Raw genomic sequence first — 24,675 nt, forward strand, 5'->3', positions numbered from 1 at the left:
ATGAGCGAGCACCGTCGCAAACCGCCGCAGCCGCAGGGAGGCGGACGTGCCGCGGCCCGACGCGGCCAGTCCGGCTCGTCCTCCGGCCGCCGCGCGGCCCCGCGAGGCGCCACCGGGTCTCCGTCCGACTCCTATGGGTCGGGCTCTTATGACGCGGGGGGTGAGGAGCGTACGTACGGCGGCCGTGCCGAGGCCCGGCGTGCGGCGCAGAGAAGCACCGGAGGCAGCCGCCGCAGAGCGGCCGAACCGGGCCGTGGTGGCCGACGCGCCGCCCCGGGCGGCCCTGCGGGGCCCGGGCGGGGCAGAGGGCGCGGGGCTGCCGTCTCCGACAGGAAGCGGCTGATCGACTATCCGCGGGCCGGCAAGTACGGCTGGCAGCGCTGGCTGCCGTCCTGGAAGCTCGTCTCCGGTCTGTGTATCGGCTTCTTCGGCAGCCTGGTGGCCGTGGCGGGCATCGGGTACGCCATGGTGGGCGTCCCCAACGAGGAGAACGCGGCGGCCCTGTCGCAGAACAACGTCTACTACTGGTCGAACGGCCAGCAGATGGTCGCGACGGGAAGTGGCCAGAACCGGCAGAACGTCACGATCGAGCGGATCCCCCCGGCCATGCAGCAGGCGGTGATCTCGGCCGAGAACAAGACCTTCTACAAGGACTCGGGCGTCGACCCCATGGGCATCGCCCGCGCCTTGGCGAACATGGCCCGGGGCGGCGACACGCAGGGCGGCTCGACGATCACCCAGCAGTTCGTAAAGAACACGTACCTGAGCCAAGAACAGACGATCACCCGTAAGTTCAAGGAGATGTTCATCTCGATCAAGGTGGGCACGAAGCTCTCCAAGAACGAGATCCTCCAGGGGTACCTCAACACCTCGTACTACGGTCGCGGCGCCTATGGCATCCAGGCCGCCGCCCAGACGTACTACGGCAAGAACGCGGAAGATCTGGAGCCGAGCGAGTGCGCCTTCCTCGCCGCGCTGCTCAAGGGCCCGACGTACTACGACCCCGCAGGAAACGAGAGCCTCGATACCGCGGCGAACGCCAAGGACAACCGCAAGCGCTCGGAGACGCGCTGGCGCTGGATCCTCGAACAGATGCACAACGACAAGAAGCTCACGGACGCCCAGTACCAGGAGGCGATCAAGAAGTACCCCGAGCCGCAGGGCCGCAAGGCGACCAAGGGCATGACCGGCCAGATCAGCTACCTGGTGGACACGGCCAAGAAGTACGTCCTGAACAACTCCAACATCTCGGAACGGGACTTCGACCGGGGCGGCTACCAGATCAAGACGACTTTCCAGAAGAGCAAGGTCGAGGCGCTGGCCAAGGCCGTCAAGACGGTCGAGAAGGAAAAGCTGGACCCGGAGAAGCGTGAGCTGGACAAGCACGTCCAGTTCGGCGCGGCGTCGGTGAAGCCCAACGACGGTGCGATCGTCGCGCTCTACGGTGGTGCGGGTTACGAGAAGGGCCACTTCAACAACAACGCGGACACCTCGGGTGTCCCCGTCGGGTCGACGTGGAAGCCGTTCGTGCTCGCCGCCGCGATGGAGTACGGCACCTATCGGACCGACGGAGTCGGCGTCTCGCCGCTGAGCAAGTACAACGGCAACGACGACCTGAAGGTCAGGAAGCCGGACGGCTCCTATTACCTGCGCAAGGACAACTCGATTTTCCGGCAGCAGAACGAGAGCGACCACCCGTGGGGTTACATCACCTTGCGCAAGGCGATGGAACAGTCCGTCAACACGCCGTTCGTGCAGCTCGGCGTGGATGTGGGCATGGCTCGGGTGCGGGAAGTCGCCAAGCGGTCCGGGATCCTGGACCAGAGCATGGTGCAGGAGCTCAATCCGTCGTTCGCGCTCGGTACGTCGACCCCCAGCGCGATCCGCATGGCCGACGCCTACGCGACGTTCGCCGCCGCCGGCAAGCAGGCCGCCCCCTACTCGGTGACCAGCGTCAAGTTCAACGGTCAGGAAGTCGAAGGCTTCGACAAGCCGAGGGTCACGCGGGCGATGCCCGAGAACGTGGCGAACAACGTCACGAACGTTCTGGAGAACGTCATCCAGAACGGTACGGGTAAGAACGCCCTGTCCCTGGGCCGTACGGCGGCCGGCAAGACCGGTACGACGGACGAGAACAAGTCGGCCTGGTTCGTCGGCTACACCAAGCAGTTGTCGACCTCGGTCGCGATGTTCCGTGAGGACCCCAAGAGCGCCAAGCTGCTCTCCATGAACGGCACTGCGGGTGAGGAGTCCATCCACGGTGGTGACGTCCCCACACTGGTGTGGACCGAGTACATGAAGGCCGCGCTGAAGGGCCTGCCGGACCCCGGCTTCCCGGAGGCCGAGACGATCGGCAAGGTCCAGGACGCGGTGGGTGCTCCGTCACCGACCCCGACCCCGAGCATCACGCCCAGTGAAACCCCGTCCTCGTCGCCGAGCGCCACGCCCAGCGAGACCCCGACGCAGCCGTCACCCTCGCCGAGTGACACCTGTGGATTCTTCGGCTGCGAGAACGACGGCGGTACGGAGAACGGCGGCGGCACAGGTGCAGGTGGAGAGGGGTCGCCCTCGCCCTCGCCGAGCGATACGAGCGATATCGGCGGCAACACCAGAGGCAACGGCAACGGCGGCTTCTTCGGAGGCCCCGCCGGATAGCCGACCGATCGCCCGGCTTGGATGTTTCACGTGAAACGCGAAGGTGTTTCACGTGAAACAGGGGCCGCCGCACCTACCCGGTGCGGCGGCCCTCGGCGTATTGATAGACGCGTACGGCAGGATGTGCGGCATGCCCAGTGCAGAATCGACGCAAGCGAGCGTCCACGAGCCGGACCCGGTGCGGCCGACCCGGGAGGACGAGGTCGCCGCGGCCGGCAGCGAGCTGATCGGCGGCCCGATCGGGCGGCGTGCCCTGCTCGGGGCGTCCTGGTGGACTCCCGTGCGAGTGATCGCTCTGGTGGCGATCGGCATGTTCGCCCTCGGCCTGGTCCAGAAGGCGCCCTGCTACAACGGCGCCTGGTTCTTCGGTGCCAGCTCCCAGTACACGCACGCGTGTTACTCGGACATCCCGCACCTCTACCAGGGGCGTGGCTTCGCCGACGGGCTCGTGCCGTACTTCGACAAGCTCCCCGGCGACATGCAGTACCTGGAGTACCCGGTGCTCACCGGCGTCTTCATGGAGGTCGCCTCCTGGCTCACGCCCGGCAGCGGCACCATCCAGGACCAGGAGCAGTGGTACTGGATGGTCAACGCCGGGATGCTGATGGCGTGTGCGTCGGTCATCGCCGTCTGCGTGACACGCACCCATGCCCGGCGTCCCTGGGACGGCCTGCTGGTCGCCCTGGCGCCTGCCGCCGCGCTGACGGCGACCATCAACTGGGACCTGCTGGCGGTGGCCCTGACGGCCGCAGCGATGCTGATGTGGTCGCGCGGCCGTTCCCTCGCCTTCGGTGTTCTGCTGGGACTCGCCACGGCCGCCAAGCTCTATCCCTTCCTGATCCTCGGGCCGCTGCTGGTGCTGTGCTGGCGCGCGGGCAAGTGGCGTGAGTTCGGGACCGCTGTGGGCGGTGCGATCGTCGCCTGGGTCGTTGTGAACGGTCCGGTGATGCTCTTCGCATTCGAGGGCTGGTCGAAGTTCTACACGTTCAGTCAGGAACGGGGCGTCGACTTCGGCTCCTTCTGGCTGATCATGGCCCAGAACTCGGACGACCCGCTCAGCACCGACACCGTCAACACGCTCGCCACGCTGCTGATGCTGGTGTGCTGCGCGGGTGTCGCGGTGCTCGCGCTCACCGCACCGCGGCGCCCGCGGTTCGCCCAGCTCGCCTTCCTGATCGTCGCGGCGTTCATCCTCACCAACAAGGTCTACTCGCCGCAGTACGTCCTGTGGCTGGTGCCCCTGGCTGCCCTGGCCCGGCCGAAGTGGCGGGACTTCCTGATCTGGCAGGCCTGCGAGGTGGCCTACTTCCTGGGGATCTGGATGTACCTCGCGTACACGACCAGCGGAGACGCCCACAAGGGGCTGCCCACCGACGGCTACCACTGGGCCATCGGCCTGCACCTGCTGGGCACGCTGTATCTGTGCGTCATGGTCGTGCGCGACATCTTCATGCCGGAGCGGGATCCGGTACGCCGGTCCGGGGACGACGATCCCTCGGGCGGAGTGCTCGACGGCGCTCCGGACGTGTTCGTCCTCGGCCCCGCGGCCCGACCCGCCCGGCACGCGGCCGCTCAGTTCGACGGGCCGCAGGTCGAATGGGGCAGGCGGGGAGCAACAGGCGGTTCGCTCTGAGCGAACGATGCGAAAGGCCGTACACGGGAGACCGTGTACGGCCTTCTTGCTCTTCCGGGCCCGTCGGTGCGGGCGCCGGTCAGCGGTCCACGAGCCGGTCGAACTGCGTGGTGGTGTGCCGCAGATGGGCCACCAGCTCCTCGCCGACCTTCGGCTCCGGGGCGTCCGCGGGCACGAACAGGATCGAGACCTGCATGTGCGGCGGCTCGGCGAACCAGCGCTGCTTGCCGCCCCAGACGAACGGAGAAAGATTCCGGTTGACCGTCGCGAGGCCGGCCCGGGCGACGCCCTTGGCCCGCGGCATGACGCCGTGCAGCGCCTTGGGGGCCTCCAGGCCCACCCCGTGCGACGTACCGCCCGCCACGACCACCAGGAAGCCGTCGGAGGCCGCCTTCTGCTGCCGGTAGCCGAACCGCTCACCCTTGGCCACGCGCGTGACGTCCAGCACCGCGCCGCGGTACTCGGTGGCTTCGTGGTCCCCCAGCCACAGCCGCGTGCCGATGCGGGCACGGAACCGCGTCTGCGGGAACTGCTGCTGGAGCCGGATGAGTTCCTCGGCCTTGAGATGGCTGACGAACATGGTGTGCAGAGGCAGACGGGCGGCGCGCAGCCGATCCATCCAGCCGATGACCTCCTCGACCGCGTCCGAGCCGTCGGTGCGGTCCAGCGGCAGGTGGATCGCGAAGCCTTCCAGGCGGATGTTCTCGATGGCGGCGTGCAGCTGGGGCAGGTCCTGCTCGCTGATGCCGTGGCGCTTCATCGAGGACATCACCTCGATCACCACACGGGCACCGACGAGGCCGTACACGCCGTCTATCGACGACACCGAGCGGATGACCCGGTCCGGCAGGGGCACGGGCTCCTCGCCGCGCCGGTACGGCGTCAGCACCAGCAGGTCGCCGCCGAACCAGTCCTTGATCCGGGCGGCCTCGTACGTCGTGCCGACGGCGAGGACGTCCGAGCCCAGCCGCGTGGCCTCCTCCGCCAGCCGCTCGTGCCCGAAGCCGTAGCCGTTGCCCTTGCAGACCGGCACGAGGCCGGGGAACTGCTCCTGCACGTGCTTGTGGTGCGCCCGCCAGCGCGCGGTGTCGACGTAGAGCGTGAGCGCCATGGCCGGACCTGGAACCTTTCTCGTGGTTGCCGTGTATCAGAGGTATGGAAGCACTGAACGTGACATCAGCGGCGCGACATGTAGATGTCGAGCGCCTTGTGCAGCAGCTTGTTCAGCGGGAAGTCCCACTCGCCGAGGTACTCGGCGGCCTGCCCGCCGGTGCCCACCTTGAACTGGATCAGACCGAAGAGATGGTCGGTCTCGTCCAGCGAGTCGGAGATACCGCGCAGGTCGTAGACGGTGGCGCCGAGCGCGTAGGCGTCGCGCAGCATCCGCCACTGCATCGCGTTCGAGGGCCGGACCTCGCGGCCGATGTTGTCGGAGGCGCCGTAGGAGTACCAGACGTGCCCGCCGACGATCAGCATCGTCGCGGCCGACAGGTTCACGCCGTTGTGCCGGGCGAAGTACAACCGCATGCGGTTGGGGTCCTCGCTGTTGAGGGCCGTCCACATGCGCTGGAAGTACGACAGCGGGCGCGGCCGGAAGTGGTCGCGCACGGCCGTGATCTCGTACAGCCGCTGCCATTCCTCGAGGTCCTGGTAGCCGCCTTGGACGACCTCGACGCCGGCCTTCTCGGCCTTCTTGATGTTGCGGCGCCACAGCTGGTTGAAGTTCTTGTGGACCTCTTCCAGGGAGCGGTTGGCCAGCGGCACCTGGAAGACGTAGCGGGGCTGGACGTCGCCGAAGCCGGCGCCGCCGTCCTCGCCCTGCTGCCAGCCCATGCGGCGCAGCTTGTCGGCGACCTCGAAGGCGCGCGGCTCGATGTGGTCGGCCTCGATGTCGCGCAGCCGCTTCACGTCGGGGTTCTGGATGCCCTGCTTGATGGAGGTGGCCTCCCAGCGCCGGATGACCACAGGCGGCCCCATCTTCACCGAGAAGGCGCCCTGCTGCTTCAGGTGCGCCAGCATCGGCTCGATCCACTCTTGGAGATTCGGCGCGAACCAGTTGATGACCGGGCCCTCGGGCAGGTAGGCGAGGTAGCGCTTGATCTTGGGAAGCTGCCGGTAGAGGACCAGACCGGCACCGACCAGCTCGCCCGTCCTGTCGTCGAACCACCCGAGGTTCTCGGAGCGCCACTCCGCCTTGACGTCAGCCCAGGCCGGGACCTGCATGTGGCTCGCCGACGGCAGGCTCTGGATGTAGGCCAGATGCTGCTCTCGACTGATGGTCCTCAGGGTCAGGCTCATTTCGGGGCGCTCCTCGGGCTGGTGTGTCCCCATAGGGTCAGGGGCTCCGGCTCTCGCGCGAAGCCTACTGCGCCTTGGATGCGCGCCGGTTGGGCGTACGGAACCTTCGCCCCGGTCCCTGAGCGGCCGGGGCGGCACCCGGTGTTCGGAAGGAGTGTCCCTGGCGTCAGTCGATGAGGCCGCCGAAGAGACCGCCGTGCGCCATGCCCAGGAAGAAGCCGACGCCCGCGGCACCGAGGCCGAGGATCAGGCCGAAGCGCTCCCGGGTCGTCTCCGAGACCCACTGGCCGTACGCACCGGTGAGAATGCCCACCAGGCCGGTCCAGGAGCTCAGCAGGTGCAGATCCTCGTCGACGAGCGCCGTGATGAACGACGTGATGCCCACCACCAGGGTCACCGCGAGCAGGGTGTCCTGGAGGGGGTGGGGCTTGCCGTCCGTGGCGAAGAGGCCGCCGGCGGTGTTGGGTCGCAATGCCTGTGCCATAGGGCACCTCCTGCGAAGTCGGCGCATCGTAGCGCCATACACACCCGATGTGTACAGATTGGCTGCCCTGACGGCCGGATTTCAACCGGAAGCCGCTGTGCGGGTAGTCTGTACCCTCCGCACCGGTGTCTGCCCAAGTCACGGCAAGGGCTTCTCCACAGAACCCCTGACTGTCAGTGGTGGCCGATACCGTTGCCTACGCATCACAACCCTCCTGCCACGGAACGACCGTGGCCGCTGAGTCCAAAGGAGGTGGGTTCCACATGCGTCACTACGAGGTGATGGTCATCCTCGACCCCGAGGTCGAGGAGCGCGCTGTCTCTCCGTTGATCGAGAACTTCCTGTCTGTCGTCCGTGACGGCGGCGGAAAGGTCGAGAAGGTCGACACCTGGGGCCGTCGTCGTCTCGCGTACGAGATCAAGAAGAAGCCCGAGGGCATCTACTCGGTCATCGACCTGCAGGCCGAGCCTGCGGTCGTCAAGGAGCTCGACCGCCAGATGAACCTGAACGAGTCGGTCCTCCGGACCAAGGTCCTCCGTCCCGAGACCCACTGAGCTCCCACGCTCAGCTGATCCCGGGATTCGAGTAGCAAGCAGCCAGAGCAAACCCGCCGAGAGGTTCCCCCATGGCAGGCGAGACCGTCATCACGGTGGTCGGCAATCTTGTCGACGACCCCGAGCTGCGCTTCACCCCCTCCGGTGCGGCCGTCGCGAAGTTCCGTGTCGCGTCCACTCCCCGCACCTTCGACCGCCAGACGAACGAGTGGAAGGACGGCGAGAGCCTCTTTCTGACCTGCTCGGTCTGGCGTCAGGCGGCGGAGAACGTCGCCGAGTCGCTCCAGCGAGGCATGCGCGTCATCGTGCAGGGCCGGCTGAAGCAGCGGTCCTACGAGGACCGTGAGGGCGTCAAGCGCACGGTCTACGAGCTGGACGTCGAGGAAGTCGGCGCCAGTCTGCGCAATGCCACGGCCAAGGTCACCAAGACCACCGGCCGCGGTGGCCAGGGCGGTTACAGCGGCGGTGGCGGCGGTGCCCAGGGTGGYGGCGGCTGGGGCGGCGGCCCCGGTGGCGGCCAGCAGGGCGGCGGCGCTCCCGCGGACGACCCGTGGGCGACCGGCGCTCCCGCCGGTGGCAACCAGGGCGGTGGCGGCGGCTGGGGCGGTGGCTCCGGCGGCAGCGGCGGTGGCGGCGGCTACTCGGACGAGCCCCCCTTCTAGGGCCGGTTCGCACCCCAACTTCTTGATCACACAGGAGATACACCATGGCGAAGCCGCCTGTGCGCAAGCCGAAGAAGAAGGTCTGCGCTTTCTGCAAGGACAAGGTCACGTACGTGGACTACAAGGACACGAACATGCTGCGGAAGTTCATTTCCGACCGCGGCAAGATCCGTGCTCGCCGCGTGACCGGCAACTGCACGCAGCACCAGCGTGACGTCGCCACGGCCGTGAAGAACAGCCGTGAGATGGCGCTGCTGCCCTACACCTCCACCGCGCGATAAGGGAAGGGTGACCGACACATGAAGATCATCCTCACCCACGAGGTCTCCGGCCTCGGTGCCGCGGGCGACGTCGTCGACGTCAAGGACGGTTACGCTCGCAACTACCTGATCCCGCGGAATTTCGCTATCCGCTGGACCAAGGGTGGCGAGAAGGACGTCGAGCAGATCCGTCGTGCTCGCAAGATCCACGAGATCCAGACCATCGAGCAGGCCAACCAGATCAAGGGCCAGCTCGAGGCGGTCAAGGTTCGTCTGGCCGTCCGCTCCGGCGACGCCGGTCGTCTCTTCGGTTCCGTCACCCCGGCCGACATCGCTTCCGCGATCAAGGCTTCCGGTGGCCCCGAGGTCGACAAGCGCCGCATCGAGCTGGGCTCGCCGATCAAGACGCTGGGCGCTCACGAGACGTCCGTGCGTCTGCACCCCGAGGTTGCCGCCAAGGTCAACATCGAGGTCGTCGCGGCCTGAGCCCGCGCTCGCTGAGGCAGTGAGCGATGGGGCCGCACCCTTTCGGGGTGCGGCCCCATCGTCGTTTCGGCGCCATCGTCGTTTCACGTGAAACACGGTGTTTCACGTGAAACAGTCAGTGAGGGCCGAGTCCGGCGGTCAGCGGGTCGCGCCCGTCACAATCCAGCGGCCCGAGCGGGTCCGGAGCCACAGCGTCACCATCCGCACGGTCATCATCAGCGTCATGGTGGCCCAGAGGGCGGTGAGCCCGCCGCCCAGTACTGGCACCAGCAGGGCGACCGGGGTGAAGACCGCCAGAGTGAGCAACATCGCCCAGGCCAGGTAGGGGCCGTCGCCAGCGCCCATCAGGACCCCGTCCAGGACGAAGACAATGCCGGAGATCGGCTGGGAGAGGGCGACGATGAGCAGGGCGGGCAGCGCCGCATCCTTGACCGCGGAGTCACTGGTGAACAGAGGCAGGAATGCCGGTCGGGCGATGACGACCAGGACGCCGAGGACGACCCCGACGGCGATCCCCCACTCGACCATGCGACGGCATGCGTCGCGGGCGCCTTGTGCGTCACCGGCTCCGAGGAAGCGCCCGATGATGGCCTGTCCCGCGATGGCGATGGCGTCGAGGGCGAAGGCGAGCAGGCTCCACAGGGACAGGATGATCTGGTGTGCGGCGATGTCGGCATCACCGAGACGGGCGGCGACCGCCGTGGCGATCATCAGGATCGCCCGCAGGGAGAGGGTGCGAACCAGCAGGGGCACTCCGGCCTGTGCACAGGCCCTGATCCCGGCGGCGTCCGGGCGAAGCGAGGCACCGTGCTTGCGCGCACCGCGCAGAACCACCGCGAGATAGACCACGGCCATCCCCCACTGGGCGATGACGGTGCCCCAGGCGGAGCCGGCGATCCCCAGATCGGCGCCGTAGACGAGCCCCGCGTTGAGAGCACCGTTGGCGACGAAGCCGGCGATGGCGACGTAGAGAGGGGTCTTGGTGTCCTGGAGGCCGCGCAGCACGCCGGTCGCGGCGAGGACGACGAGCATGGCTGGTATGCCGAGCGCGGAGATGCGCAGGTACGTGGTGGCATAGGGGGCCGCCGCGTCCGAGGCGCCGAAGAGGTCCACGACGGCGGACGCCGTCGGCATGACGACGGCGACCACGACAGCGCCGAGGAGCAGTGCGAGCCAGATGCCGTCCATGCCCTGGCGGATGGCGGCCGGGAGGTCGCCCGCGCCGACGCGGCGGGCGACCGCGGCTGTCGTGGCGTAGGCGAGGAAGACGAAGACACTGACGGCGGTCATCAGCAAGGCCGAGGCGACGCCGAGGCCGGCGAGTTGGGCCGTGCCCAGATGGCCCACGATCGCGGTGTCGGCCATGAGGAAGAGGGGCTCGGCGACGAGAGAGCCGAAGGCCGGCACGGCCAATGCGACGATCTCTCGGTCGTGCTGTCTCCGGCCGGTTCGGTGACGCGCGGGGGCCTGTGTCATGTGCACCAATCTAATCGTCCACAGGTAAGAGATGCAAAGCTTTTGCGCCCCTTACCTTCCGTCCAGCGGTACGCACTGCTGTGCACCATTCGAAGCGATCTTGCGCTGGTTGGGAAAGTTTTTCTTCTGCACAGCCGGTGGACGGCAAAGCCGCAGGTCAGAGCCATCTCTCCGAGGTGGCTCGGTGCTTGTTCACAGGCCTGTCCACCGGGTCGTGCACAGGTTTTGACGAGTTCTCCACAGCATCTGGGCCGTCGTCCACATGGCCTGTGGATAACCAGATTGGCTGACGGTGCCGACAGGCCTACCGTGGTCCGGCGCCCGCTCCGTCCGCCGGTTTTCAAAACGTCACAAAACCGGCGTTGGCTAACCGGAGTTGGGCGTCTCATTTGTCAGTGCCGTGCCGTAGAAATTATGGGCACGGCGAGGTCTGCTGCGGCGGACGGGAGGAGGTGGCTCGGTGAGCATTTCCGAGCCCTTGGACGACCCGTGGGCCGACAGCGGTCCCAGTGATCGTCTGCCCGCCTCCCGCCGACGTGGCGACGGAGCCCGCGGCCGCGACGAGCAGCACGAGCGCGGCCGGGACAACGGGGCATGGGACGGCGGCGCCGCCCCGGCGTTCGAGCGGGTACCGCCGCAGGACATCGAGGCCGAGCAGTCCGTCCTCGGCGGCATGCTGCTCTCCAAGGACGCCATCGCCGACGTCGTCGAGATCCTCAAGGGCCACGACTTCTACAAGCCGGCCCACGAGACGATCTACCAGGCCGTCCTCGACGTCTATGCCAAGGGCGAGCCGGCCGACCCCATCACGATCGCCGCCGAGCTCACCAAGCGCGGAGAGATCAACAAGGTCGGCGGGGCCTCGTATCTGCACACCCTCGTCCAGACGGTGCCCACGGCCGCCAACGCCGCCTACTACGCGGAGATCGTCCATGAGCGGGCCGTGCTGCGCCGTCTGGTCGAGGCGGGCACGCGCATCACGCAGATGGGATACGCGGCCGACGACGACGTCGACGAGATCGTCAACCGCGCCCAGGCGGAGATCTACGCGGTCACCGAGCAGCGCACCAGCGAGGACTATCTGCCGCTCGGCGACATCATGGAGGGCGCGCTCGACGAGATCGAGGCGATCGGCTCACGCAGCGGCGAGATGACTGGTGTCCCCACGGGATTCACGGACTTCGACTCGCTCACCAACGGGCTGCACCCGGGCCAGATGATCGTCATCGCCGCGCGTCCCGCCATGGGTAAGTCGACGCTCGCACTGGACTTCGCGCGGGCCGCCTCGATCAAGAACAACCTGCCGAGCGTGATCTTCTCGCTCGAAATGGGGCGTAACGAGATCGCGATGCGTCTGCTGTCCGCCGAAGCCCGGGTCGCCCTGCACCACATGCGGTCGGGCACGATGACGGACGAGGACTGGACGCGTCTGGCCCGGCGGATGCCGGACGTCTCGGCGGCCCCGCTCTACATCGACGACTCCCCGAACCTGTCGATGATGGAGATCCGCGCCAAGTGCCGCCGCCTCAAGCAGCGCAACGACCTGCGGCTGGTGGTCATCGACTACCTCCAGCTCATGCAGTCCGGCGGTTCGAAGCGGGCCGAGAGCCGGCAGCAGGAGGTCTCGGACATGTCCCGTAACCTCAAGCTGCTGGCCAAGGAGCTGGAGGTTCCGGTCATCGCGCTCTCCCAGCTGAACCGTGGTCCCGAGCAGCGCACGGACAAGAAGCCGATGGTCTCCGACCTGCGTGAGTCCGGCTCCATCGAGCAGGACGCCGACATGGTCATCCTGTTGCACCGTGAGGACGCCTACGAGAAGGAGTCGCCGCGCGCGGGCGAGGCCGACCTGATCGTGGCCAAGCACCGAAACGGCCCGACGGCGACGATCACGGTCGCCTTCCAGGGCCACTACTCGCGGTTCGTGGACATGGCGCAGACCTGAGCCGGTGCCGGCGGCGAAATGCGGTCGACTCGCCGGGCCGGGCCAGGTGGACTTGGGCCATGACGACACCCAAGGAAGAGCTGTTTCCCGCAACGAGTCGTGCGCTGCTGCACCGGATCGCCGTGGCACAGGCACAGGGGCGGGCCCCGTCGCTGGTCGCGGCCGTCGTCCGGGACGGGCGGGCGGTGTGGCACGGCGCCCGGACATCGGTGGACGGGGAAGAGCCCGACGAGCACGTCCAGTACCGCATCGGCTCGATCACCAAGACCTTCACCGCCGTTCTCGTGATGCGCCTGCGGGACGAGGGGCTCCTCGGCCTCGGGGATCCACTGGAGAAGTACGTGCCGGGCACCGGTGCGGGGGAGGCCACGATCGCCGAACTGCTCGCGCACACGGGCGGACTGGCGGCCGAGTCACCCGGTCCGTGGTGGGAGCGCACGCCCGGATCCCTGCGGCCGGAACTGTCCGACGTGCTCGGTGAGCAGCCTCTCCTGCACCCCGTCGGCCGGCGGCACCACTACTCGAATCCCGGCTACACCTTGCTGGGCGCGCTCGTTGAGGAGCTGCGGGGGACCTCCTGGGACGAGGCACTACGGCGTGAAGTGCTCGAACCGCTGGGGCTCGATCGCACCGGCGTGCGACCGCAGGCACCGCACGCGGGCGGTTGGGCCGTGCACCCCTGGGCCGACGTGCTGCTGCCCGAGCCCGCCGAGGACCTCGGGCGTATGGCATCCGCCGGTCAACTCTGGTCGACCACGGCAGATCTGGCCCGGTTCGCGGCCTTCCTGGTGAGGGGCGACGAGAGGGTACTGAGTGCCGAGTCCCTGCGGGAGATGCGGACCCCGGCGGCGCCGGCGGAAGCCACGGATGTGATGTCCGGTGACGCCTACGGCCTCGGCATGCAGATTCAACACAGGCACGGTCGGCTGCTCGTGGGGCACAGCGGATCCCTGCCGGGCTTCCTGGCGAATGTCAGCATCAGCGTGGAGGACGACGTGGCGGCGGTCGTGCTGGCCAACTGCACCTCGGGCCCGCTGGTGTCCGGCGTCGCCGCCGATCTCGTCCGTATCGTCGCCGAGGCGGAGCCCCGCATCCCCGCTCCGTGGAAGCCACTGAGTGACGTCGACCCGTCGATGCTGGAGCTGACGGGGCAGTGGTACTGGGGCACGTACGCCTTCGCCCTGCGGCTCACGGCCGACGGACTCGCCTCACTGGAGCCGCTGTCCGGCAACGGACGACGCTCGCGGTTCCGCCCGAACGGCGACGGCACGTGGACCGGCCTGGAGGGTTACTACGCCGGAGAGCTGCTGAAGGCCGTACGGCGGCCGGACGGGTCCGTGAGCCATCTGGACCTCGGTTCGTTCGTGTTCACGCGTCAGCCGTACGACGACGGGGCTCCGGTGCCGGGCGGGGTCGACCCTGAGGGTTGGCGTGGGATCGGTTAGACGGTGACGTGGAGGGGGGCCTGTTTCACGTGAAACAGGCCCCCCTCCACGTCGGTCACAACGAGAGCTTGAAGCCCGTGTGGGAGGCCGTGAAGCCGAGCCGCTCGTAGAAGCGGTGGGCGTCGGTTCGTGTGTTGTCAGAGGTCAGCTGGACCAACTGGCAGCCCTGATGCCTGGATTCATCGATCGCCCACTCGATGAGCTGTGTCCCCAGGCCGCTGCCGCGCTCGTCGGCATGGACGCGTACGCCTTCGATGATCGACCTGGTCGCACCGCGTCGGGACAGCCCGGGAATGATCGTGAGCTGGAGCGTGCCGACGACGCGGCCCTCCCGGACCGCCACGACCAGGCGCTGGTTCGGGTCGGCGCTGAGCCGCTCCAGCGCGGCCAGGTACGGGGTGAGGTCGTCGGGTGACTCGCGCTGTGCGCCCAAGGGGTCGTCCGCGAGCATGCCGACGATCGCGGGTACGTCGTCGGCGGTCGTGGAGCGTATCTCAAGATCTCCCATGGGCCGCACCCTACGCAGCAACGGCCGGACCTGCGCAGGAATGGCCGGACCTCCGCAGGAACGGCCGGTGCGAGCGGCCTCTAAGCGGGCACCGGAGCCTTCAGCGTCTCCACGACACGGACCAAAGGAGCCAGCTCCGGGTTCTTCGCCGCCTCGTCGAGGGCCTCGCGCAGGGCGGCGTCGTTGGTCGGCCGGGCCTCGTCCAGCAGCTTGAGGCCTGCCTCGGTGACGTTCGTGTAGATGCCCCGGCGGTCGGTGGGGCACAGGTAGCGCTCCAGGAGCCCGCGGTCCTCGAGCCGGGTGACCAGACGGGTGGTGGCGCTCTGGCTGAGGACGACCGCGTCGGCGACCTGCTTCATCTGGAGATGGCCCCCGTCCCCGTCGTGCTGCCGGCTGAGCACGTCGAGCAGAGAGTACTCGCGCGCGCTCAAGTCGTGCTTGGTCTGCAGAGCGCGCTCGATGTGGGCCTCGATCCTCCCGTGCAGCAGGGAGAGGGCGCACCAGCTCTGGGCGAGAGCGGTGAGCGCGGGGTCCGTCGCTGTCATTGGCGTTTCCTCCGTCCCGGAGCGGCTGACACCCAGGATAGAGCAGGACCGCAATTGACGGCGTTTGCCGTTAGCCCGCGTGTGCAACTATTGTTGGCGCACGCTAAGCGCTCCTGCAATCGTCTGGGAAGGTGTACCCCCTCCATGCCTCTCGCGCTTCTGGCCCTCGCGATCGGGGCCTTCGGCATCGGCACGACCGAGTTCGTGATCATGGGCTTGCTGCCCGAGGTCGCGGGCGACTACGGGGTCTCCATCCCCACCGCCGGCTACTTGGTGACCGGCTACGCGCTCGGTGTCATGTTCGGCGCCCCGCTGATGACCGTGCTAGGCACCAAGGTCTCCCGCAAGCGGATGCTGATGCTGCTGATGGGCCTGTTCATCGTGGGCAACCTGCTCTCGGCACTCGCTCCCGCCTTCGCCGTCATGCTGATCGGCCGCGTCGTCGCCTCGCTGGCCCACGGCGCCTTCTTCGGGATCGGCTCGGTCGTCGCGGCGGACCACGTCGCCCCCGACAAGAAGGCCGGAGCCATCGCGATGATGTTCACGGGCCTGACCGTCGCCAACGTCGTCGGCGTTCCGCTGGGCACGCTCGTCGGGCAGTCCGTCGGCTGGCGGGTGACCTTCGGCATCGTCGCCGCCCTCGGCGTCGTCGGCCTGGCCGGCGTCGCCCGGCTCGTCCCCGACATGCCCAAGCCGGAGGGGGTGCGCCTGCGGCACGAACTCGCCGCCTTCAAGAACGTGCAGGTGCTGCTCGCGATGGCGATGACTGTCCTCGGCTTCGGCGGCGTCTTCGCGGCCATCACCTACATCGCCCCGATGATGACCCACACCGCGGGCTTCGCCGACGGCTCGGTCACCTGGCTGCTGGTCCTCTTCGGCCTCGGCATGGTCGGCGGCAACCTCGTGGGCGGCAAGTTCGCCGACCGCGCCCTGATGCCCATGCTGTACGTCTCCCTGGGCGCCCTGGCCGTCGTTCTGGCGCTGTTCACCCTCACCGCGCACGACAAGCTGCTGTCGGCCGTCACGATCGCCCTGATCGGCGCCCTGGGCTTCGCCAGTGTCCCGCCGCTCCAGAAGCGGGTCCTCGACCAGGCGCACGGCGCGCCGACACTGGCCTCCGCCGTGAACATCGGCGCCTTCAACCTCGGCAACGCCCTGTCCGCATGGCTCGGCGGCCTCGTGATCGCGGCGGGCCTCGGCTACACCGCCCCCAACTGGGTCGGTGCCGTCCTGGCCGCGGGAGCCTTGGGCCTGGCCCTCCTCTCGGCCGCCCTCGAACGCCGCGCCGGAGCCCCCAGCACCGTCGTCACGGGATCCGCGTCGGCCGAGCAGCGGACCGCCGTCCACCACTGAGCCACCGGGCCGACCAGGTTCACCGCCTTCCCCCCGGCCCCGATCAGCACGATCCAGCGAGTTTCCAGGAGAACCACCTCATGAGCACCACCACCGCAGTCGCCCCGCTGACCACCCAGGACGCCGACGTCCTCGTCACCGCCGCCCGGCGTGCCGCCGAGGCCGCGGGTGTCACGGTCAGCGTCACCGTCCTGGACGCGGGCGGCCATCTGCTCGCCTTCCGGCGTGACGACCGTGCCGTGCTGATCTCCGGCGAGAGCAGCACCCGCAAGGCCTACACGGCTCTCCAGCTGAACGCGCCCACCGTCGACCTTGTCGACGCCGTGCAGCCCGGAGGTCTCTTCCACACCCTGCCCACCGCGCTCGACCGGCCACTGCTGTTCATCGCCGGCGGTGTACCGGTGCACCGCGACGGCCGCCTGATCGGCGCGATCGGGGTCGGCGGTGGTGCGCCGGAGCAGGACCACGCCTTCGCCACGGCCGCCGTGGAGGCACTCGCCTGACGGGCCGCTTCAGCGAGACGACGCCGGTTCCCCGACCCCGGGGGAGCCGGCGTTGTCGTATCGGGGCCCGTCAGCCCGCCGCGACCGTGACCGGGGCGAACCGACGGCTCCAGTCCCCGGGCAGCTCGGTGATCCCGTACGACATCACCGAGTTGAAGGCGACGGACGCCAGACCGTGCTCCTTCGCCCATGCGAGCAGCTCGGTGTGCCGGACGTCGATGTCGGTGCGCAGGGGACGGTCCGTGTGGGCGGCGAGGGCGGTGATGAGCGCCTGGGCCGCCGACGTGTCACGCGCGATGAGCGGACCGACGACATGGGTGTCCATGTTGGGCCAGGCGGCCGCGTAGCCGATGATCCGGCCGTCCTCCTCCGCCACGCGCAACTGGTCGGCGAAGGCCGGCAGCCGGGTGACGATGTGCGTGCGGTCGGTTCCGAACACCTGCTCGTCGAGCCGGAGGATCGCAGTGAGATCCTCGGCGGTCGCGGCACGGGTGGCGACCGCCGGCTGCGGCCCGCCAGAAGTGAAATGCCCGCACACCATCTCCGCCCGCCCGGTGACCTTGAAGCCGAGTTCCTCGTAGAGGGGCCGGCCATACGGCGTGGCATGCAGGGTGAGGGGTGTGGTGCCCATCGCTGAGACGACGTGGCGCATCAGTCGGCGTGCCACGCCCCGTCGCGTGTGCCGTTCGGCGACGAGGACCATGCCGATCGCCGCCAGGGCCGGGCGCTCCTGCGGTCCGTATTCGGTGACGACACAGGCGCTCACCAGGCCGCCGTCGGGGTCGTCGATGCCGTAGCCCTTTCCGGCCGTGAGGAGAAAGCCCCACTTGTGCTCCTCCCGTGGCCACCCCCGGTCCTCGGACAAGTCGGCGCAGGCGGCGAGATCGCGGAGCGTCAGACGGCGGATGGGCAGAGAGGCAAGGGAAGGAGTCGGCACGCAGGTCAGGCTGTCCGACCGGAGCCCCTGACGTCCACCTCTTTCCCCAGAGCCATACGAGATTTTGGCCAGTTGTAGCCGGCTGCACAGAGCGTGGACAGACACCAGACGTTTCACGTGAAACGCAGGCGCGTCGCCCGGTATTGACCGTATTGGTGATCGCGCCGTGCCCTCATTCGTGACGGGGCAAGGGGGGACTTGTGTGCACAGCGGTGGCCGGTAGGGTCGACTCCGGTTCACGTCCGGGGCGGGCGACCTGTTCTGTGTGGGCCGCGTACAGGGCAATGCAGCCTAACGGGACGGAGAGATCGAAGACCCGCGTTTCCGGTTATACGGCTGAGCCTCTCGGGCGAGTGGGAAGCTCAGGTGGGAGTACTGCGGTCAATGTCACACTCTTGCCTTACTTGTCCGTACAGAGCCGGAACACGGGTTGAATGTGGCCGCATTGGCCGCGACACGGATGGGAACGCAGTCCGTCCACGGGGGAAAGCAGGCACCTTCCGACTGGGGAAGTGCGCAGACCGACCGAAAGATGCTCGAGGCGAGGCACACCATGGACGCTCCGACCACCACGTCGGCCGACAACGGCACTTCTGGCGGCGGGGGCGACTGGTTCACGCCCCGCACCAAGCCGACGGCGACGCCCGGAAACGAACCCGGGACGCCGGACGGCCGTCGCCCGGCTGTGATACGCCCGGTGGGACGGCAGACGGCCGACCCGGGAACACCGGCAGACGGCACAACTGCTCCACCTGCCTCGCCGACAGACAGCGCGAGCACCGGAGCGCGGGACCAGGAGCGCGAGTCTCCGGACGACGCGATACCCGTGCCCGGCCCCATCGCCGCACCCTCCGTCCCCTCGTCGGCGGGACCCGCGCCCACGACGCTCACACCGGCCCCCGCGCCCTTCAGTTCCACCACGGCTCCTCCCGCCGAGCCGCGTGTTCCCCCTCAGCGGCCCGCACCGGTGTCGCCCCCAGGACCAGCAGCCGCCGCCCCGGCCACGGAAGCGTCCCCGGACGCCGTCCTCGTCCGCCGCGCCATGGCAGAGGTCACGCCCGTGGCCGACAAGGTCACCTCGTACTTCTACGCCCTCCTCTTCGTCCGCCACCCGGACCTGCGCTCGCTCTTCCCGGCCGCGATGGACACCCAGCGGGACCGGCTACTCAGGGCGCTGCTCACGGCCGCCGAGCACATCGACAACACCGATGTCCTGGTCGACTACCTGCAGAACCTCGGCCGGGGCCACCGGAAGTACGGAACACGGGCCGAGCACTACCCGGCCGTCGGCGAATGCCTGATCGGCGCGCTCAGCAAGTACGCCGCCGGGGTCTGGGACGAGGAGATGGAGGCGGCCTGGATACGGACGTACACCACGATCTCCCAGATCATGATCGACGCGGCGGCCGCCGACGAACTGCGTGCCCCGCCCTGGTGGTACGCCGAGATCGTCACACACGACCTCAGGACCCCGGACGTCGCGGTCGTCACCGTCCGCCCCGACCAGCCCTACCCCTTCCTCGCCGGGCAGTACACGAGCCTGGAGACCCCCTGGTGGCCCCGGATATGGCGGCACTACTCCTTCGCCTCGGCGCCCCGCTCCGACGGCCTGCTGTCGTTCCACGTGAAGGCCGTCCCGGCCGGCTGGGTCTCCAACGCCCTGGTGCACCGCGCCCGGCCCGGTGACATCGTCCGGCTCGGCCCGCCCGCCGGCTCCATGACCGTGGACCACACCACCGACAGCGGGCTGCTCTGCCTGGGCGGCGGCACCGGCATAGCGCCCATCAAGGCGCTGATCGAGGACGTCGCCGAGCACGGGGAACGCCGGACGGTCGAGGTCTTCTACGGTGCCCGCACCGACCACGACCTGTACGACATCGACACCATGCTCCGCCTCCAGCAGAGCCACCCCTGGCTCTCGGTCCGCGCGATCATCGACCAGCAGGCGCACCAGCAGCTTCCGGACGCGGTCCGCGCCTACGGGCCGTGGAACGAGTACGACGCCTACCTGTCGGGACCGCCAGGGATGATCCGCAGCGGTGTGGACGCCCTGCGGGACATCGGCATCCCGTCGGAGCGCATACGGCACGACTCCGTGGAGGAACTGGTCGCGGCCGGGTCCTGACCCCCTCCGGTCTCAGCCCAGGTCGGGGGCGTGCATGGCGAGTACGCCCTCGATGTTGCCGTCCAGGTAGTGCCGCAGCGACAGCGGTACGAGATGGACGGAGGCGATTCCGACGCGGGTGAAGGGAACGCGGACGATCTCGTACTCGCCGACGGGCTCGTCCACCTCGGGGCCGTGGCGGAGCGCGGGGTCCATGGACTCCAGGCGGCAGACGAAGAAGTGCTGCACCTTCACACCGGTCGCGCCGCCGTCGTCCCCGATGTGCTCCACGGTGTCCACGAAGCAGGGGACCACGTCGGTGATCTTCGCGCCGAGTTCCTCGTACACCTCGCGGTGCAGGGCGTCGACAACGGTCGAGTCGCTGGGCTCGACCCCGCCGCCGGGAGTGAGCCAGTAGGGATCCATGCCCGGCTTGGTGCGCTTGATCAGGATCAGGTCGTCACCGTCCAGCAGAACGGCACGGGCGGTGCGCTTGACCACAGGTCGGACGGTCATGGGTGAAATGTGGCCCGGCTGGTTCCACGTGAAACATCGCGAAACGTCACCGGCCGGGCTCCCAGAGTGAGGCACTGTCCGGGCAGCCGTCATCCGCGCCCGCGCAACCCGGCACCCGCCCTCGGGCGCCTCCTCAGCACCAGTCGGCCGCCGCCCGCTGCAACCACTCGTGAGCCCGCGCGATATGGGGCATCGCGAGCGTCCCGGTACGCACCACCAGGAAGTACGTGCGCAGCGGCGGCACCGCCGGCTCGTGGAGAGCGACGACGTCACCCCGCTCCAACGCGGCCGCGCACAGATAGCGGGGCAGCACCGCCAGGCCCGCACCCGCGACCGCGCACGCCAGAACCGCACGCAGGTCGGGGACGACGACCGTGCCCGGAGCAGCCGGGCGCGAGTCGAAGACGGAGGCCCAGTAGCGGGAGACGAAGGGCAGCGACTCGTGCACCTCCACCACGGGCACCTGCTCCAGGGCCGGTTCCGGCTTGCGGTCCGGCTGCCCGGCGCCGATCTGTTCGGCCCAGCGCGGGGCGGCGACCAGAACGTGTTCCTCGTCGCAGAGCGCAGTCGCCGTGAGCAGGGCACCGCGCGGCCGGGCCGTGCTGATGGCCAGATCATGATGCCCGGCGGAAAGCCCTTCCAGCGTTTCCTCGGCGTTCCCGAAGGAGGCGCGCAGGGCGAAGCCCTGACCGTCCTCGCCGGTCAGCTCCGTGAGGGCGGGCAGGGCTCGTTCCGCGGTGAACTCCGGAGGCCCGGCGAGATGCAGGGTCCGTAAGGAGGAGTCGTCGTCGAGGCCGGTCTCGGTGATCTCCACCAGGGCGTCGAGATGCGGTGCGGCCTTGTGGGCGAGCTCGTCGCCGATGCTCGTCGGGGTCACGCCACGGGCCTGCCGCAGGAACAGAGGACGGCCCAGCTGCCGTTCCAGCGTGCGTATCTGAGAGGTGACGGCCGGCTGGGAGAGGCCGAGCAGGGCGGCGGCGCGGGTGAAGGAGCCGGCCCGGTGCACGGTCACGAAGGTCCGCAGCAAGGCCAGATCCACACCGTTCTCCCCTCTTCGGCCCCGCCCCCGCCCCCGACCGCGCCCAACTATAAATAAGTCGATAGGTCTCTGTCGCTACTGTGATTGGACACTGACAGAGAGTCAACTAGCCTTGGTCGCGCGGTTCTTGCGCGCGGAACCGGGGGACGGTCCGAGCCACGAGGGGGGAGGCTCGGACCGTCCGTGGGGGACGCATCCAGCGCACGGATCACATCCGCCACCAGATCCTCCGGATCCTCGGCGCCCACCGACAGGCGGATGAAGCCCTCCGGCACCGCGTCGCCGCCCCAGCGCCCGCGCCGTTCAGCCGTGGACCGTACTCCGCCGAAACTCGTCGCATCGTCCACGAGCCGCAGGGCGTCGAGAAAACGATCGGCACGCGCGCGCGTGGCCAGCGTGAACGACACCACGCACCCGAAGCGCCGCATCTGCTGCGCGGCGATCTTGTGCGCGGGGTCGCCGGGAAGTCCGGGGTAGCGCAGCCCGGTCACCTCGGGCCGCTCGCACAGCGCCTCGGCGACCGCCAGGGCCGTCGCGCTCTGCCGGTCGACCCGCATCTGGAGCGTCGCGATCGAACGGTGCGCGAGCCAGGCCTCCATCGGCCCGGGAATCGCACCGACGATCTTGCGCCAGCGGCGTACGGCGGCCATGGCCTCGGGGTCCCGGCCGACGACATAGCCCAGGAGGATGTCGCCGTGACCGGTGAGCTGCTTGGTGCCGCTGGCCACCGCGAAGTCGGCGCCGAGCGCCAGGGGGCGCTGGCCGAGCGGCGTCGCGAGGGTGTTGTCGACGGCCACCACGGCACCCCGCGCGTGCGCCGCCTGCGCGAGCCGCCTGATGTCGCACACGTCGAGGCCGGGGTTCGACGGGGTCTCGATCCACAGCAGCTTCGCGCCGTCGAGGACGTCGAGCTGGGCGTCACCGCCGGTGGGGGCGGTGCGCACCTCGATGCCGTACGCCTCCATCTGGGCGCGCACCAGGGGCAGCGCCTGGTAGCCGTCGTCGGGCAGGACGCACACGTCCCCGGCGCGCAGCTGGGAGAAGAGCACCGCCGAGACCGCGGCCATGCCGGAGGCGAACACGAGCGTCTCGACGCCGTCCCGGCCGGGCACCTCCAGCTCGCCGACGGCACGCTCCAGCAGCGTCCAGGTCGGGTTCTCGTCACGGCCGTAGGTGTAGGGGCCGGTGGGCTCGCCCGGCAGGTGGTAGTGGGCGGCGAAGACGGGCCCGGGCAGGGTGGGCTCGTACTTGGCGGGCTCGGGCAGCCCGGCCCGCACCGCGCGCGTGCCGTCACCGTCGCCTGCCGCCACCCGGTCGATCGCGCGCCCCACCCGGCGTGCGGCACCGGCCGCCGGACCGGCGCCGCCCGTCACCTCATGCGCGTCGCTCGCGGATTCACTCATGCAGCCTGTCCCTCCACGTCCTCACGCACTGCGGCGAGCAGACCGGCGCTCGCCGCCTCCACCATCTCAAGGCACTCCTCGAAGCCCTCGGCGCCTCCGTAGTAGGGGTCCGGTACGTCGAGGTCGTCGCCTGCGGCGGGGTCGTACGAACGCAGCAGGCGCACCTTCCGCGCGTCCTGTTCCGTGGGCGCGAGGCGACGCAGTGCCCTGAGGTGACCGGCGTCGAGGGCGACGACCAGGTCGAGGCGGGAGAACCACGACGGCTGGAACTTCCGGGCCGTGTGGCCGGTGACGTAACCGTTCTCCGCGAGGACGGCCACCGTGCGCGGGTCGGCGCCGTCGCCCTCGTGCCAGCCGCCCGTGCCGGCGCTGTCGACCTCGACCAGGCCGTCGAGACCGGCCTCCGCCACGCGCGCGCGGAAGACGATCTCGGCCATCGGGGAACGGCAGATGTTGCCCGTGCACACGAAGCAGACGCGGTACGTCATGCGCGCTCAGTCCTTGTCGGGCAGGACGACGTTCAGCGCCCAGGAGACGACGGAGATGATCAGGCCGCCTAGCACGGCCGTCCAGAAGCCCTCCACGTGGAAGCTGAGGTCGAGCAGGTCGGCCAGCCACGAGGTGAGCAGCAGCATCAGCGCGTTGACGACCAGGGTGAACAGGCCGAGCGTCAGGATCAGCAGCGGGAGGCTGAGGAGCTTGACGACCGGCTTGACCAGGAAGTTCACCAGGCCGAAGAGCAGCGCGACGACGATCAGGGTGCCGATCTTCTTGCCCGTGCTGTCACCGGTCAGGGTGATCTTGTCGAGCAGCCATACGGCGACCGCCAGGGCACCCGCGTTGGCGATCGTCTTGACTAGGAAATTCATCATGTGTCTGATCGTGGCAGACCTGATCGGACATGGGCACAAGAGGCAGGGGCGGACAAGGCGATGAAGGCATTCCGGCTGGACGAACTGGAGGCGGAGCGCGCCGCCAACGAGGGCGCCTACCTGCAGTTTCTGCGGGAGCAGAACATGTCGGTCGGCCTGTACGCCCTCGATGCGGGCGATCAGGATCCACAGAAACCGCACAATCAGGACGAGGTCTACTTCGTTGTGAGCGGCCGCGCCGCGATCACCGTCGGTCTGGAGACGACGCAGGTGGCACGCGGCAGCGTGATCTACGTACCGGCCGGCGTCGCGCACAAGTTCCACCACATCACCGAGGACCTGAGGGTGCTGGTGGTCTTCTCTCCGCCCGAGAGGTGACGGTCCGTCTCCGGGTTCCCTAGGGGTTCGGTCAGGGGGAGACAAGGGGCGCGAGGCCCCCGCCGGCCCCCTCCCGGACCTAGCATCGAGTGCAGGACATCAGAGATCCAGAAGTACCGACAGGACCCGGCACTCGAACGGGCGGAGAGGTAAGGACGAGGGCGATGCGAGAGATCTTCACGGGACTGCCGTGGTGGGTGAAGTGGATCGCGGTGCCGGTCATCGCCCTGGTCGTGTTCGGCGGGCTGATCGCCAGCGTGGTCGGGTTCGTGATCGGACTGCTCTTCAAGGTGCTGGTCTTCGTGGCGCTGGTCAGCGGACTGATCTACGTCGTACGGAAGTTCACGTCGAGTTCCTCGTCGCGCAGCGACTGGTGAGACCGGTGGGAAACCGGTGGGGGTAGCGGGAAACACCCGGCGTCACCGGTTCCCTCGGCCGGGGGAAGTTTCCCTTCCGGGTCGTCTGCGTGCGGTGGCAGACGAATAGAGTCCGGAACTCGACGCGGGGACATCCCCCGCGAGCGGCGTACATCCCCACCCGTGTCCATCGGCACGGTCTACCCCCTCGCGCTTCGGGAGTGACCCTTGGCCCCGGCAGACACCGCACGTGTCCAGCTGCACAC

Annotated in this window: 24 protein-coding genes and 1 pseudogene; 13 read left to right on the forward strand and 12 right to left on the reverse strand. The window is 68.9% G+C overall.

Annotated elements, in window-relative coordinates:
• Both CA983_RS02120 and CA983_RS02125 read left to right on the forward strand, forming a co-directional pair.
• On the forward strand, positions 1–2,655 hold the full coding sequence (locus CA983_RS02120; RefSeq protein WP_244206578.1) for a transglycosylase domain-containing protein: 2,655 nt from the start codon (positions 1–3) through the stop codon (positions 2,653–2,655).
• A 121-nt stretch (positions 2,656–2,776) separates the two neighbouring features.
• Entirely contained in the window at positions 2,777–4,288 is a 1,512-nt protein-coding gene (locus CA983_RS02125) for a glycosyltransferase family 87 protein (RefSeq protein ID WP_086599144.1), read from the forward strand.
• Positions 4,289–4,367: 79 nt separating this feature from the next.
• On the opposite strand, the gene CA983_RS02130 is transcribed toward CA983_RS02125, so the two are convergent.
• From CA983_RS02130 to CA983_RS02140, 3 genes are all read right to left on the reverse strand, one after another.
• Positions 4,368–5,399 carry an alanine racemase gene (locus tag CA983_RS02130; RefSeq protein ID WP_086599145.1) on the reverse strand — a complete coding sequence of 344 codons (1,032 nt, stop codon included), beginning with the start codon at positions 5,397–5,399 and terminating at the stop codon, positions 4,368–4,370.
• 65 nt (positions 5,400–5,464) lie between these two features.
• Positions 5,465–6,586 (reverse strand): peptidoglycan bridge formation glycyltransferase FemX, encoded by a 1,122-nt coding sequence (femX, locus tag CA983_RS02135; protein WP_086599146.1) that lies wholly within the window; start codon positions 6,584–6,586, stop codon positions 5,465–5,467.
• Positions 6,587–6,752: 166 nt separating this feature from the next.
• A complete protein-coding gene (locus CA983_RS02140) occupies positions 6,753–7,070 on the reverse strand; it encodes a hypothetical protein (protein ID WP_086599147.1) in 318 nt (105 codons plus the stop codon).
• A 263-nt stretch (positions 7,071–7,333) separates the two neighbouring features.
• On the opposite strand from CA983_RS02140, the gene rpsF reads away from it, so the two are divergent.
• The 4 genes from rpsF to rplI all read left to right on the forward strand — a co-directional run bounded on the left by rpsF (position 7,334) and on the right by rplI (position 9,032).
• Positions 7,334–7,624 carry a 30S ribosomal protein S6 gene (gene rpsF / locus CA983_RS02145; RefSeq protein WP_030847098.1) on the forward strand — a complete coding sequence of 97 codons (291 nt, stop codon included), beginning with the start codon at positions 7,334–7,336 and terminating at the stop codon, positions 7,622–7,624.
• Positions 7,625–7,695: 71 nt separating this feature from the next.
• Positions 7,696–8,286: a single-stranded DNA-binding protein gene (locus CA983_RS02150; protein ID WP_086599148.1), complete on the forward strand. Its 591-nt coding sequence runs from the start codon at positions 7,696–7,698 to the stop codon at positions 8,284–8,286.
• A 44-nt stretch (positions 8,287–8,330) separates the two neighbouring features.
• The gene (rpsR, locus tag CA983_RS02155) at positions 8,331–8,567 is read left to right on the forward strand and encodes a 30S ribosomal protein S18 (RefSeq protein WP_003949403.1); all 237 of its coding nucleotides are present in this window, start codon (positions 8,331–8,333) and stop codon (positions 8,565–8,567) included.
• Between the two features lie 18 nt (positions 8,568–8,585).
• Complete coding sequence (gene rplI / locus CA983_RS02160; protein ID WP_086599149.1) at positions 8,586–9,032, forward strand: 50S ribosomal protein L9; 447 nt, start codon at positions 8,586–8,588, stop codon at positions 9,030–9,032.
• A gap of 138 nt (positions 9,033–9,170) precedes the next feature.
• Here rplI and CA983_RS02165 read toward each other — a convergent pair whose 3' ends face one another.
• Positions 9,171–10,508 carry an MATE family efflux transporter gene (locus CA983_RS02165; RefSeq protein WP_086599150.1) on the reverse strand — a complete coding sequence of 446 codons (1,338 nt, stop codon included), beginning with the start codon at positions 10,506–10,508 and terminating at the stop codon, positions 9,171–9,173.
• Positions 10,509–10,968: 460 nt separating this feature from the next.
• Here CA983_RS02165 and dnaB point away from each other — a divergent pair, with 460 nt between their 5' ends.
• Together dnaB and CA983_RS02175 are read left to right on the forward strand one after the other, a co-directional pair.
• Complete coding sequence (gene dnaB / locus CA983_RS02170; RefSeq protein ID WP_086599151.1) at positions 10,969–12,450, forward strand: replicative DNA helicase; 1,482 nt, start codon at positions 10,969–10,971, stop codon at positions 12,448–12,450.
• Between the two features lie 59 nt (positions 12,451–12,509).
• On the forward strand, positions 12,510–13,895 hold the full coding sequence (locus tag CA983_RS02175) for a serine hydrolase domain-containing protein (protein WP_086599152.1): 1,386 nt from the start codon (positions 12,510–12,512) through the stop codon (positions 13,893–13,895).
• Positions 13,896–13,950: 55 nt separating this feature from the next.
• On the opposite strand, the gene CA983_RS02180 is transcribed toward CA983_RS02175, so the two are convergent.
• A complete protein-coding gene (locus tag CA983_RS02180; RefSeq protein ID WP_086599153.1) occupies positions 13,951–14,403 on the reverse strand; it encodes a GNAT family N-acetyltransferase in 453 nt (150 codons plus the stop codon).
• A gap of 80 nt (positions 14,404–14,483) precedes the next feature.
• A complete protein-coding gene (locus CA983_RS02185; RefSeq protein WP_086599154.1) occupies positions 14,484–14,948 on the reverse strand; it encodes a MarR family winged helix-turn-helix transcriptional regulator in 465 nt (154 codons plus the stop codon).
• A 144-nt stretch (positions 14,949–15,092) separates the two neighbouring features.
• On the opposite strand from CA983_RS02185, the gene CA983_RS02190 reads away from it, so the two are divergent.
• Positions 15,093–16,301: an MFS transporter gene (locus CA983_RS02190; RefSeq protein WP_086599155.1), complete on the forward strand. Its 1,209-nt coding sequence runs from the start codon at positions 15,093–15,095 to the stop codon at positions 16,299–16,301.
• A gap of 80 nt (positions 16,302–16,381) precedes the next feature.
• Positions 16,382–16,804 carry a GlcG/HbpS family heme-binding protein gene (locus tag CA983_RS02195; protein ID WP_086599156.1) on the forward strand — a complete coding sequence of 141 codons (423 nt, stop codon included), beginning with the start codon at positions 16,382–16,384 and terminating at the stop codon, positions 16,802–16,804.
• Positions 16,805–16,874: 70 nt separating this feature from the next.
• On the opposite strand, the gene CA983_RS02200 is transcribed toward CA983_RS02195, so the two are convergent.
• Positions 16,875–17,741 carry a GNAT family N-acetyltransferase gene (locus CA983_RS02200; protein WP_086599157.1) on the reverse strand — a complete coding sequence of 289 codons (867 nt, stop codon included), beginning with the start codon at positions 17,739–17,741 and terminating at the stop codon, positions 16,875–16,877.
• 532 nt (positions 17,742–18,273) lie between these two features.
• Between CA983_RS02200 and CA983_RS02205 the strand changes: the two genes are divergently transcribed.
• Entirely contained in the window at positions 18,274–19,866 is a 1,593-nt protein-coding gene (locus CA983_RS02205) for a globin domain-containing protein (RefSeq protein WP_086599158.1), read from the forward strand.
• Positions 19,867–19,878: 12 nt separating this feature from the next.
• On the opposite strand, the gene CA983_RS02210 is transcribed toward CA983_RS02205, so the two are convergent.
• The 5 genes and pseudogenes from CA983_RS02210 to CA983_RS02230 all read right to left on the reverse strand — a co-directional run bounded on the left by CA983_RS02210 (position 19,879) and on the right by CA983_RS02230 (position 23,675).
• Positions 19,879–20,361, reverse strand: coding sequence for an NUDIX domain-containing protein (locus CA983_RS02210; protein ID WP_086599159.1), 483 nt, complete (start codon positions 20,359–20,361; stop codon positions 19,879–19,881).
• A 133-nt stretch (positions 20,362–20,494) separates the two neighbouring features.
• Positions 20,495–21,400, reverse strand: coding sequence for a LysR family transcriptional regulator (locus CA983_RS02215; protein WP_086599160.1), 906 nt, complete (start codon positions 21,398–21,400; stop codon positions 20,495–20,497).
• 182 nt (positions 21,401–21,582) lie between these two features.
• Positions 21,583–22,803, reverse strand: a pseudogene (locus tag CA983_RS02220) (cystathionine gamma-lyase); the annotation flags it as partial.
• Positions 22,800–23,291, reverse strand: a complete 492-nt coding sequence (locus CA983_RS02225; protein ID WP_086599161.1) for a low molecular weight protein-tyrosine-phosphatase — start codon at positions 23,289–23,291, stop codon at positions 22,800–22,802. The pseudogene CA983_RS02220 and the gene CA983_RS02225, both read right to left, overlap by 4 nt.
• 6 nt (positions 23,292–23,297) lie before the next feature.
• On the reverse strand, positions 23,298–23,675 hold the full coding sequence (locus tag CA983_RS02230) for a phage holin family protein (RefSeq protein ID WP_086599162.1): 378 nt from the start codon (positions 23,673–23,675) through the stop codon (positions 23,298–23,300).
• A 60-nt stretch (positions 23,676–23,735) separates the two neighbouring features.
• Here CA983_RS02230 and CA983_RS02235 point away from each other — a divergent pair, with 60 nt between their 5' ends.
• Positions 23,736–24,053 (forward strand): cupin domain-containing protein, encoded by a 318-nt coding sequence (locus CA983_RS02235; RefSeq protein ID WP_059414731.1) that lies wholly within the window; start codon positions 23,736–23,738, stop codon positions 24,051–24,053.
• A gap of 164 nt (positions 24,054–24,217) precedes the next feature.
• The gene (locus tag CA983_RS02240; RefSeq protein WP_086599163.1) at positions 24,218–24,430 is read left to right on the forward strand and encodes a DUF5326 family protein; all 213 of its coding nucleotides are present in this window, start codon (positions 24,218–24,220) and stop codon (positions 24,428–24,430) included.
• Positions 24,431–24,675 lie beyond the last annotated feature (245 nt).

This window comes from Streptomyces swartbergensis (assembly GCF_002148965.1).
GTDB lineage: Bacteria > Actinomycetota > Actinomycetes > Streptomycetales > Streptomycetaceae > Streptomyces > Streptomyces swartbergensis.

Bases quoted from the DNA above. Each gene is read 5' to 3' on its own strand.
- CA983_RS02225 (WP_086599161.1), bottom strand. From the start codon at position 23,291: ATGACGTACCGCGTCTGCTTCGTGTGCACGGGCAACATCTGCCGTTCC.
- CA983_RS02210 (WP_086599159.1), bottom strand. From the start codon at position 20,361: ATGACCGTCCGACCTGTGGTCAAGCGCACCGCCCGTGCCGTTCTGCTG.
- CA983_RS02230 (WP_086599162.1), bottom strand. From the start codon at position 23,675: ATGATGAATTTCCTAGTCAAGACGATCGCCAACGCGGGTGCCCTGGCG.
- CA983_RS02130 (WP_086599145.1), bottom strand. From the start codon at position 5,399: ATGGCGCTCACGCTCTACGTCGACACCGCGCGCTGGCGGGCGCACCAC.
- CA983_RS02175 (WP_086599152.1), top strand. From the start codon at position 12,510: ATGACGACACCCAAGGAAGAGCTGTTTCCCGCAACGAGTCGTGCGCTG.
- CA983_RS02235 (WP_059414731.1), top strand. From the start codon at position 23,736: ATGAAGGCATTCCGGCTGGACGAACTGGAGGCGGAGCGCGCCGCCAAC.
- CA983_RS02190 (WP_086599155.1), top strand. From the start codon at position 15,093: ATGCCTCTCGCGCTTCTGGCCCTCGCGATCGGGGCCTTCGGCATCGGC.
- rpsR (WP_003949403.1), top strand. From the start codon at position 8,331: ATGGCGAAGCCGCCTGTGCGCAAGCCGAAGAAGAAGGTCTGCGCTTTC.
- CA983_RS02180 (WP_086599153.1), bottom strand. From the start codon at position 14,403: ATGGGAGATCTTGAGATACGCTCCACGACCGCCGACGACGTACCCGCG.
- CA983_RS02240 (WP_086599163.1), top strand. From the start codon at position 24,218: ATGCGAGAGATCTTCACGGGACTGCCGTGGTGGGTGAAGTGGATCGCG.
- rpsF (WP_030847098.1), top strand. From the start codon at position 7,334: ATGCGTCACTACGAGGTGATGGTCATCCTCGACCCCGAGGTCGAGGAG.
- CA983_RS02185 (WP_086599154.1), bottom strand. From the start codon at position 14,948: ATGACAGCGACGGACCCCGCGCTCACCGCTCTCGCCCAGAGCTGGTGC.
- CA983_RS02120 (WP_244206578.1), top strand. From the start codon at position 1: ATGAGCGAGCACCGTCGCAAACCGCCGCAGCCGCAGGGAGGCGGACGT.
- CA983_RS02195 (WP_086599156.1), top strand. From the start codon at position 16,382: ATGAGCACCACCACCGCAGTCGCCCCGCTGACCACCCAGGACGCCGAC.
- CA983_RS02165 (WP_086599150.1), bottom strand. From the start codon at position 10,508: ATGACACAGGCCCCCGCGCGTCACCGAACCGGCCGGAGACAGCACGAC.
- CA983_RS02140 (WP_086599147.1), bottom strand. From the start codon at position 7,070: ATGGCACAGGCATTGCGACCCAACACCGCCGGCGGCCTCTTCGCCACG.
- femX (WP_086599146.1), bottom strand. From the start codon at position 6,586: ATGAGCCTGACCCTGAGGACCATCAGTCGAGAGCAGCATCTGGCCTAC.
- rplI (WP_086599149.1), top strand. From the start codon at position 8,586: ATGAAGATCATCCTCACCCACGAGGTCTCCGGCCTCGGTGCCGCGGGC.
- CA983_RS02205 (WP_086599158.1), top strand. From the start codon at position 18,274: ATGCTCGAGGCGAGGCACACCATGGACGCTCCGACCACCACGTCGGCC.
- CA983_RS02125 (WP_086599144.1), top strand. From the start codon at position 2,777: ATGTGCGGCATGCCCAGTGCAGAATCGACGCAAGCGAGCGTCCACGAG.